The 6,788-nt window shown below is 35.3% G+C and carries 7 protein-coding genes and 1 other RNA gene; 1 reads left to right on the top strand and 7 read right to left on the bottom strand.

Annotation, left to right across the window (positions count from 1 at the left end; translation table 11 throughout):
* Positions 1–397, bottom strand: a transfer-messenger RNA (tmRNA) gene (gene ssrA, locus RUH60_RS09370).
* 203 nt (positions 398–600) lie between these two features.
* Between ssrA and RUH60_RS09365 the strand changes: the two genes are divergently transcribed.
* Complete coding sequence (locus tag RUH60_RS09365; RefSeq protein ID WP_313807664.1) at positions 601–1,803, top strand: NAD(P)-dependent oxidoreductase; 1,203 nt, start codon at positions 601–603, stop codon at positions 1,801–1,803.
* A 60-nt stretch (positions 1,804–1,863) separates the two neighbouring features.
* On the opposite strand, the gene creD is transcribed toward RUH60_RS09365, so the two are convergent.
* The 6 genes from creD to kdsA form a co-directional block, all read right to left on the bottom strand.
* Positions 1,864–3,258 (bottom strand): cell envelope integrity protein CreD, encoded by a 1,395-nt coding sequence (gene creD, locus RUH60_RS09360; RefSeq protein ID WP_409559657.1) that lies wholly within the window; start codon positions 3,256–3,258, stop codon positions 1,864–1,866.
* 68 nt (positions 3,259–3,326) lie between these two features.
* Positions 3,327–3,623 (bottom strand): transcriptional regulator, encoded by a 297-nt coding sequence (locus RUH60_RS09355; protein WP_313807663.1) that lies wholly within the window; start codon positions 3,621–3,623, stop codon positions 3,327–3,329.
* 4 nt (positions 3,624–3,627) lie between these two features.
* A complete protein-coding gene (locus tag RUH60_RS09350; RefSeq protein WP_313807661.1) occupies positions 3,628–4,290 on the bottom strand; it encodes a YiiX family permuted papain-like enzyme in 663 nt (220 codons plus the stop codon).
* 3 nt (positions 4,291–4,293) lie between these two features.
* A complete protein-coding gene (locus tag RUH60_RS09345; protein ID WP_313807659.1) occupies positions 4,294–4,899 on the bottom strand; it encodes a hypothetical protein in 606 nt (201 codons plus the stop codon).
* 120 nt (positions 4,900–5,019) lie between these two features.
* Positions 5,020–5,865: a hypothetical protein gene (locus RUH60_RS09340; protein WP_313807657.1), complete on the bottom strand. Its 846-nt coding sequence runs from the start codon at positions 5,863–5,865 to the stop codon at positions 5,020–5,022.
* 21 nt (positions 5,866–5,886) lie between these two features.
* Positions 5,887–6,705, bottom strand: coding sequence for a 3-deoxy-8-phosphooctulonate synthase (gene kdsA / locus RUH60_RS09335; protein ID WP_313807655.1), 819 nt, complete (start codon positions 6,703–6,705; stop codon positions 5,887–5,889).
* Positions 6,706–6,788: the final 83 nt, after the last annotated feature.

The following is a 6,788-nucleotide window of genomic DNA, read 5'->3' as shown; positions in this document are numbered from 1 at the left end:
TGTGGAGTCGGAGAGAATCGAACTCTCGTCCAAACAGGCAATCAAAGAGCTTTCTACACGTTTAGTTTCCGCTTGGATTTTCGACAGAAGGCAAGGCCGGAAACCGCCACTTTCTGCTTAGCTTTATTAGTGTCAGAACGGATTTAAAGCATTACCGTTCCTAGGTTTACTTTTACGGTTCCCCATTATCAAGCGCCATAAACCAAGGCTTTTGAGGAGAATCTAGCTTCTCGTCCTTGACGAGACTAGGCGTATCTTACTCTAATTCAGATTATGCAGCTAAAGCGTAATTATTTTCGCCGTTTAAAGTTCGTATAGCAGATATTTACGAGCCTACCATACTTGGCTCGACGTGCTTACTAATCAATTCCACCCGCTGTCAAAACCAGTCGACCCCGTGTATTTTAAATATAGTAATTCAAAAATCAGGCCGCAAAGTTAAAGTATTTAATTTTGAATTGAAAATAATTGCAATGCTATTCTTTTAGTGTTACATTTGGGCGGAAATTATTGAAAACAAACTAAATTAAACGATGAATTCTAAACTTTTGTTATAAAAAAACTATTAAAGTTTTAAAATTCATGAAGATTGCTTAAAAAATGAAATTTGGATTAATTAAAGAGAGAAAAAATCCACCGGACAGACGCGTGGTTTTTACTCCTTCGGAATTGGTGAAACTTAAAGAATTGTTTCCGAAAGCTGAAATTAAAGTTGAAGCTTCTGATATTCGTGTTTTTAAAGACGAAGAATACACCAATTTAGGTTTTGAAGTTACTGAAGATATTTCGGATTGCGATGTTTTAATCGGTGTAAAAGAAGTGCCGGTTGATGCCTTAGTGCCGAATAAAAAATATTTTTTCTTTTCCCATACTATAAAAAAACAAGCCTATAACAGAAAATTACTTGTTGCTTGCTTAGAAAAAAACATTGAATTATACGATCACGAAACCATAGTAGATCATACCAATCACCGTTTGATTGGTTTTGGACGTTATGCCGGAATCGTTGGTGCATACAACGGCTTTAGAGCTTTTGGTTTAAAATATGAATTATACAATTTACCGAAAGCAGAAACATTGCGTGATAAAGCTGAGTTAATTGAGCGTTTGCGTCGACCAATGTTGCCACCTATCAAAATTGTTTTAACCGGTCACGGCAAAGTTGGAATGGGAGCAAAGGAGATTCTGGATGCGATGAAAATCAAACAGGTTTCGGTAGAAGATTATCTTACGAAAACCTATACACAACCGGTTTACACCCAAATCGATGTTTTGGATTATAACAAACGAAAAGATGGTCAAAGGTTAGACAACATTGATTTTTATACCCATCCGGAGGATTATACTTCCGATTTTGAACGTTTTACCAAAGTTTCTGATATTTTCATGGCAGGTCATTTTTACGGAAATGGTGCACCGGTAATTTTAACTCGTGAAATGTTAAAGGCTGCTGATAACAAAATTAAAGTAATCGCCGATATTTCCTGCGATGTTGGCGGTCCGATTGAATCAACTTTACGCGCTTCTACTATCGCAGAACCTTTATATGGTTATTATCCTAGCGAAGGAACTGAAGTTGACGTAAATCATCCGGGAGCAATTGTAGTAATGGCTGTTGACAATTTGCCTTGTGAATTGCCAAAAGATGCTAGTGAAGGCTTTGGAGAAATGTTTTTGACACATGTAATTCCAGCATTTTACAATAAAGACAAAGACGGAATTCTCAAAAGAGCCAAAATCACCGAGAAAGGAAAATTAACCGAAAGATTCAGCTATCTGCAGAATTTTGTGGATGGAAAGTAAGAAGTGATTAACGAAAAGTAATAAAAAAAGCCCCGAGTTTAATCGGGGCTTTTTGTTTTTTTAAGCGTTGGTGTTGTTCCAATCGATTTTTCGGGAGAAGTACATCACAGCTCCAAGAATAAGGAAAAGACCAATACTTCCAACCAATAAAGCATAATTTTCAAGTTGAATGATTACGTAGATGAAGGCATACAATCCGCCGAGCGCCAACCCAATGAACATCGGGAATTTCTTCGTCTTTAAGAATGAAATCGAGTAGAGGACAATCATTGCAATTACGGCAACCGAAGCAATCAAATAGGCTAAAGAAAAGCTGGAATGTTCTGTAATTGAAATCAATAGCGTGTAAAACATAATTAAGGCTAAACCTAACATCGTATATTGGAAAATGTGAATATTGATTTTATTGACCGACTGAATCAGAAAGAAAACTAAAAACGTCAAGCCAATCACTAAGAAGCCATATTTTACTGCGCGCTCATTTTGTTGGTATTCGTCCACCGTTTCAATCAGTTTTACACCGAATGAGTAACTGTTTAAATTAGGAAGTTTGGTCGTGTATTGCTGTGAAAACGAGCGGTTGATGTCCAGAATTTTCCAATCGGCGTGAAAGCCTTTTTCACTTACAGATTTTGTCGTGTCGTTTGCGGCAAACATACCTTCAAAACTTGGTGATTCCCAATCAGAATTCAGGCTAATTTGAGTAGTTTTTCCAACCGGAATGAACTTCACGCTGTTGCTTCCGTTGTATTTCATGTTGAAAGCGAAATCCAGTTGTGCGCTGGAAGTTAGTGTTTTATAATCAAAAACATTGGTTTCCAAAGTGCCGTAGAAGTTGTCTTCTTCATCTTTTGATTCAAAGTTGAAGGGTTGATTGTTCAGTTTGATGTTCAAATCACTTTTGATGCTCTTCAGATTCGTTGTTTTTACCACTAAAGTCGCTTTATCCCATAAAAAATCTTCTTCCTTGAGGCCGAGTTTTTCAAAATTGAGTTTGCCAAAATTCCCGTTAAATTTCATATCGGCGGTATAAACGACATTGTTGTAGATGCCTCTTTTTAGCGAAGTATTTTTCTTGATTTCGGATGAGTTGTTCAATTTTTCAGGAAAGAAGTAGGCATAATCTATGGATGCTTTTCGTTCGATAACTGTCAGTTTCGTTTTTGCATCAATGACTGAAGTTTCCGTATAGGATTTGTATGGAATTTTTAGCATCGGCCCGTAAAAGAAAACGTCTTCGCCCCAAAGTTCTGTTACTTCATTCACAACTTCTTTTTTGCGTTCCGAGCGTTCAAAAATAAGTTCTTCCACATAAGAAAGCGGAATTAATAAGACTAAAGTCAGTATTCCGACCATAATCATTTTGGCTGTTGCCGATTGCAGAAATGAAGTTTTTGTTGTTTGATTTTGAACGGGTTGCATTGGTTCTGGTGTTTTTTGATTTTCGATTTCCATGATTTTTGTATTTAATTTTGTCGATTAAAAGTTCTTTGAATTTCAAAGTTGATAAATAAAAAAATAGTTTAACTTTTGCTGATTAATTTTTCAAGTGCTTCAATATGATCTTGAAAAGCTTTCTTTCCTTCATTGGTTGCTCTGTAACTGGTATTTGGCTTTTTACCGATGAATTGCTTTTCCACTACAATGTAATTCTCAGCTTCTAAGGCTTTCGCATGACTTGCTAAATTTCCATCGGTGATGCCCAGAAGTTCTTTCAATGTAGAAAAATCCGCCGAATCATTCACCATCAATATCGACATAATACCCAAACGGATACGATTGTCAAAGGCTTTGTTGATATTTTGAATGATGTTTTTCAAGTTATTAATAAGTGTCAATTACGGTTTCCAATGCATCTGAATTAACAAGTTGAGATGGAGCAATAACCTTTTCGTTGTAAGGAATGTTGTTTCCATATCTTTGTTTCATAATCTTTTTGACTTTTGAATCCTTTAAATTAAAGTTTTTTAATGTCTGAAATGAACAAAGTTCAATATTAGCTCCTTCTTTATAAATTTTCCAAACTAGTTCAGAACAATATATTTTTTCATCTGACCATTCGAAATATAAATCATAATTTTTATTTAAATACTTTTTTCCATTTTCCTTCATCTTCGAAAGAGTGCTGGGAGACAAAATAACATCTGCTTGTTTTAATCTTTTTATAAGATACTTTTTATCTTCTCCTTGATCTATCCAATCTTCTAACAGTGTTAATTTTACTGGTTGGACAGCTTCATAAACAAATTTTTCACCATCTGAAATATAAATAATTCCGCAATGAGAAAATTTTGAATTTGTTGCAATCTTAATAGCTTCACTTTGTTCAGATTGTGATGTTTGAAAAATAATATCGCCTTCCTTAGCTAAGGATAAAGACTTTGTTTCCATTTCTTTAAAAGCATCATTAACCGATTTTGAATTAATGTAACCTATTAAAGAAATGGTTATGAAAACCAAAATCAAAATTGCTAGAAACTTTTTCATTTATTAGCGATCGTATTTATAATGCATTACAGCGCCGTACACAATATGGCAAATTCCAAATCCGAGCACCCAAAAGTACAAACCGTAACCGGAAAATTCAACTGCAAATAAGCCTAAAATAATTTCAGTAATACCTAAATACCGAACATCGCGTAAGGTGTATTTACTGGCGTTTACACAAGCCAATCCGTAGAAAATTAGGGTAATAGGAGCAACCAACCCATAATATCCGTTTTTTAGCAATAATACAGCGAAAATTCCGCCAGTTACTAATGGAATGAAAAAATTGATTAGTAAGCGTTTTGAAGATGCATTCCAAACACTTTCACCAACCTTTTTAGCTTTATTTACCGTTAAGATATACGAAGTAACCAATGATGCCACTAGAACGCAGGCTGCAGTTAACAGAATTAGTTTGAACGTTTTACTCTCTAAAGTTATATAATAACTCGTATGATTCTCTATAAGAAAATAGGCAATTACAGCACCAATAAGTGCATAAATGCCTGCCAAAATTCCGGATAAACCACTTAAAGAAATGAATTGAGACGATTTGTTCATCAACTCTTTAATTTCTTTCAGATCCTGCAAATAATTTTGTGTTTCCATATAAAGTACTTTGAAAAACAAAGTAATGTATTAAATTTTGATTGTGCAATTTTTTTGAAAGATTTTTTCAAATAAAAAAGACTCTCAAATAGAAAGCCTTTTTATGATTATTTAGAAGAATTAAATTCTGAAAATTCCGCCTACAGCTAACACGCGTTGTAAAAAGAAAAACTCTTGTGATGCAGTGTCTGCTGATGAATGTGTAGTTCGGATATCATTCATATTGATGTAACCTCCTTTTAACTCAGCTTGAATAAAGAAATGTTTGAAAAAAGTAAGATTTAAACCAAGTTTAGCTGACAACCCATAACCAGAAATATGAAAATCGTCGTGACGCTCTTTTCCTAGTACTTTAGCGTTGGTTTTTGGATAAAGGACACCAGCACCAATTCCTTCAGTGATATTCACCTGAAATTTGTCAGTATTGCCAATAGTGAATAGTTTTGAAATATCATCCACTCTTGAAAATTCAGTATTCACGTAGTTAAGACCGTCTGTATGTTCGAAAGTCAGGAAATCTTCGGTTAATAAAACCTGATCACCAGGCAAAGTTTCGCCATACGTTCCTTCGTTAGGATAATAACCTGTGTAATTAACAGCTCTGTCTTGATACATCACATATTTCATATGATCTACACCAACTGAAATATTGTATTTATCTGTAATGAAATACCCAATTCGCAAGTTGGTTTGCGGAATCGTCATATTGGCCGGATTGATATAATCGATATGCCAGCCTTTGGGTTTGTCGTGAGCGCCGACATCTTGTAATGTGAAATTGTAATCGTTACCTTTAAAAGTAATATCCGATTTGGAATAACTTTCACGGTTTCCTCCCCAGTAGATATAAAATTTTCCTTTGTTGTGAGCAGTGTATTTTTCTGGAGTAACATCGGCTTCCTGTGCCATGCTGTGCTGAGAAAAAACACCAAAAAGAAGCACAACCATTAAAAATGGATGTTTCATTAGTAGGTTAAATCTATTTAATTAAAATTTGTTTATGGTTTGTCTGATGGCAACTAATCTGGTCATTAAACCTTCGAAAAGAGCTAAATCAAGCATGTTGGCACCGTCGCTTTTTGCATTTGCCGGATCAAAATGAGTTTCGATGAAAATTCCATCCACACCAACTGCTATTCCAGCTTTAGCAATCGTTTCAATCATTTCTGGACGACCGCCAGTAACGCCAACCATTTGATTAGGCTGTTGTAACGAATGTGTAACATCCAAAACCGTTGAAGCAAATTGTTGCATCGTTGGAATTCCTCTGTAATCTACAATCATATCCTGATAACCGAACATCGTTCCGCGATCGGTAACCATAACATTTTGGTTGTTACAGTCTATAACTTTCTGAACTGCGTGTTTCATGCTTTCCGGACTCATGAATTGTCCTTTTTTCAGGTTTACGGTTTTCCCGGTGTTAGCTGCGGCTACAACTAAATCCGTCTGACGTACTAAAAATGCAGGAATCTGAAGAATATCAACATATTCCGCAGCCATTACTGCATCTTCGTTAGTGTGGATATCGGTTACAGTCGGAACACCAAATTCTTTGGATACTTTTTCAAGTATTTTCAAGGCTTTTTCATCACCGATTCCTGTGAAGCTGTCAATTCTCGAACGGTTCGCTTTTTTGAAAGATCCTTTGAAAACGTAAGGGATTTTCAGTTTATCGGTTACAGCTACGGTTTTTTCAGCAATTCGCATGGCCATTTCTTCACCTTCAATGGCACAAGGTCCTGCCAATAGAAAGAAGTTTCCGCTATCTGTATGTTTAATTTGAGGTATATTCTGTAAATTCATAATTGTGTCTAAAAGTTGCGCAAAGATACAATAAAAAAACCTTCTAATGAACAAGTTAGAAGGTTTCAAATCTTATAATATTC

It is taken from the genome of Flavobacterium sp. (assembly GCF_032153895.1).
In the GTDB taxonomy this organism is placed as follows: Bacteria; Bacteroidota; Bacteroidia; order Flavobacteriales; family Flavobacteriaceae; genus Flavobacterium.
The sequence above is the reverse complement of the archived record's forward strand: the minus strand, read 5'-3'. Positions and strand labels throughout refer to the sequence as shown.

Coding starts and splice junctions, on each gene's coding strand:
- RUH60_RS09340 (WP_313807657.1), bottom strand. CDS start 5,865: ATGAAACATCCATTTTTAATGGTTGTGCTTCTTTTTGGTGTTTTTTCT.
- RUH60_RS09365 (WP_313807664.1), top strand. CDS start 601: ATGAAATTTGGATTAATTAAAGAGAGAAAAAATCCACCGGACAGACGC.
- creD (WP_409559657.1), bottom strand. CDS start 3,258: ATGGAAATCGAAAATCAAAAAACACCAGAACCAATGCAACCCGTTCAA.
- RUH60_RS09350 (WP_313807661.1), bottom strand. CDS start 4,290: ATGAAAAAGTTTCTAGCAATTTTGATTTTGGTTTTCATAACCATTTCT.
- kdsA (WP_313807655.1), bottom strand. CDS start 6,705: ATGAATTTACAGAATATACCTCAAATTAAACATACAGATAGCGGAAAC.
- RUH60_RS09345 (WP_313807659.1), bottom strand. CDS start 4,899: ATGGAAACACAAAATTATTTGCAGGATCTGAAAGAAATTAAAGAGTTG.